Origin of the sequence: Conexibacter sp. CPCC 205762, from assembly GCF_030646155.1 — a bacterium.
GTDB lineage: Bacteria > Actinomycetota > Thermoleophilia > Solirubrobacterales > Solirubrobacteraceae > Conexibacter.
The window spans coordinates 1-2732 of the sequence record NZ_JAUTDN010000091.1; the positions used below are offsets into that span (position 1 = coordinate 1).

1 protein-coding gene is annotated in these 2732 nt (G+C 79.5%); it reads left to right on the forward strand.

Annotation, left to right across the window (positions count from 1 at the left end):
* The coding region (locus tag Q7L73_RS28510; RefSeq protein WP_304715790.1) for a hypothetical protein at positions 1–2732 on the forward strand (2732 nt) is incomplete at both ends.

Genomic DNA, 2732 nt, shown 5'->3' on the forward strand with positions numbered 1-2732 from the left:
GGCGCGGGCGGCGGGGGCAGCGCGGGCGGCGGCGGCAGCGCGGGCGGCGGCACGGGCGCAGACGCAGGCGGCGAGAGCGGGGCCGAGTCCGACGCGGTCGCGCGGCTGCTCGCCGACAGCGCGGCCGCGGGCGGCGAGCAGCTGCTGCGCGGCGGCGGCGAGCTGGCCTTCGGGATCGGCGCCGCGCTGCTGGGCGCGCTGGAGGAGCGCACGGCACGGCAGGCGACGGTGCTGCTGCTCGACGACCTGCAATGGGCCGACGTGCAGTCGCTGGAGCTGTTCGGCCGGCTCGCGCGGCAGGTCGGCGAGCTGCCGCTGCTGGTGCTCTGCGGCGCGCGCCGGGCGCCGCGCCGCGAGGCGGTCGAGCAGGCGCTCGCGCAGACGCTGGAGCGCGGCGCGACGATCCTGACGCCGGCGCCGCTCGACGCCGGCGCCGCCGCCGCGCTCGCCGCCGACCGTGCCGGCGGCGCGCCCGGCGCCAACCTGCGCGCGCGGATCGCGGCCTGCGGCGGCAACCCGCTGTACGTCGAGCTGCTGCTGACGGCGCTGGCCGGGTCGATCGCGCTCGACGGCCGCGGCGGCGCCGATGTCGCCGACGGCCCGCTGCCGGCCTCGCTCGCCGCGACCGTGCGCGACCGCCTGCGCCCGCTCGGCGCCGAGACGGTCGAGCTGCTCGGGCTCGCGTCGGTGCTCGGCGGCGAGTTCGCCGTCGCCGACCTCGCGACCGTCAGCGGCCGCCCGGTCACGGAGCTGTGGCCGCCGCTGCGCGAGGCGCTCGCGGCCGGCCTGCTGAGCGAGCGCGGTGAGCGGCTCGCCTTCGGCCACGACCTCGTCCGCGAGGCGCTCTACGACGACCTCCCGCGCAGCGTCCGCGAGGGCCTCCACCTCGACGCCGGCCGCGCGCTCGCGGCCGCCGGCGCCGACGCGCCGACCGTCGCCGAGCAGTTCCTGCGCGGCGCGCGGCGCGGGGATCCAGAGGTCGTCGGCTGGCTGGAGCGGGCGGCGCGCGAGACGGCGGCGCGCTCGGCCGGCGTCGCCGCCGAGCTGCTGGAGGCGGCGCTGGAGCTGACCGCGCCGGAGGCGCCGGCGCGCGGGCGGATCGAGGCCGAGCTGGCGGTGACGCTGATCGCCGCCGGCCGCCGGCCGGAGGGCGAGGCGCTGGCGCGCCAGTCGCTCGCGCGCGACGGCTGGCCGGAGGCTGAGGGGGCGCTGCGGCTGGCGCTGGCGCGCTCGATGGTCGAGCGCGGCCACTTCGCCGAGGCGCTCGGGGAGGCGGCGACGGCGGCAGCGTCCGACGGCGTGCGGCCGCGCGAGCGGGCGGAGGCGCTGGCATGGGCGGCGATGGGGCCGCTGCTGGGGCACGACCTCGACGCCGCCGAGGTCGAGATCGCGCGGGCGCTGGAGGCGGCGCGCAACGCCGGCGCCGCCCACGTCGCGGCGCTGTCGCTCTCGCGCGCCGGCCACGTCGCCGGCTTCCGCGGCGACTTCCTCGCGCAGGAGCGGCTGCTCGGCGAGGCGGTCGCGGTCGCCGAGGCCGACGGCAGCCGCGAGAGCCTGCACGCCTCCCACGCCCACTACAACCAGGGGATGGCGCTCGCCGACGTCGACCGTCCGCTGGCCGGGCTCGCGGCGCTCGCCGCCGGGCGCCGCCTGTGCGAGCGGCTGGGGATGGAGGAGACGCTGCGCAACTCCCACCACTACGCCGGCTACCCGCTGACCTGCGCCGGCCGCTGGGAGGAGGCGATCGCCGACCTCGAGACGGCGCAGACGCTCAGCGAGGAGGCGCAGCTGACCTGGACGGTCGACGTGCTCGCCGCGCGTGCGCTGCTGCAGGTCCGCCGCGACGAGCTGGAGCCGGCGCGCGCCGCGATCGCCGCCGCCAGCGCCGCGCGCGCTGCGGGCGCGCTGGAGTTCCGCCTCGGCTGGACCGATTGGGCCCGCGCGCTGCTGGCCGAAGCCGACGGCGACCTGCCCGGCGCGACAGCGCTGCTGTGGTCGGCCTGGGAACGCGCGACCGCGGCCGGGATCCCCGCCGAGCTGCGCTTCTTCGCACCGGAGCTGGCGCGGTTGCTGGCGGCCGCCGCAAATGCCGGCGCAGCTGACGCGAATGCCGGCGCAGCTGACGCAAATTGCGGCGCAGCTGACGCAAATGCCGGCGCAGCTGACGCGAATGCCGGCGCAGCTGACGCAAATTGCGGCGCAGCTGACGCAAATGCCGGCGCAGCTGACGCGAATGCCGGCGCAGCTGACGCAAATTGCGGCGCAGCTGACGCAAATGCCGGCGCAGCTGACGCGAATGCCGGCGCAGCTGACGCAAATTGCGGCGCAGCTGACGCAGATGCCGGCGCGGATGCCGCAACCCGCCTCGCGATCGTCGCCGACGCGATCGAGGCGCTCGCCGCCGGCAACCCCGGCATCGAGACGATCGCCGCGCTCGCCCTCCGCTGCCGCGCGCTCGCCGACGGCGGCGACCCCGACGCGCTCGTGGCGGCGGCCGCGCGCTACCCGCGCGGCGAGGGCGGCGTCGGCGCGGGCGCCGTCGGCAGCGACGGCGGCGCGGGCGACGCCGGTCCCCGCCCGCACGAGCGCGCGCTCGCGCAGGAGGACGCGGCGGTCGCGCTCGTCGCCGCCGGCCGGCGCGAGCAGGGCGGCGCGCTCGCCGACGAGGCGCTCGCCGCCTACGCCCGCCTCGGCGCCCGCCCCGAGGCCGCCCGCGCCGAGAAGTCGGGTCG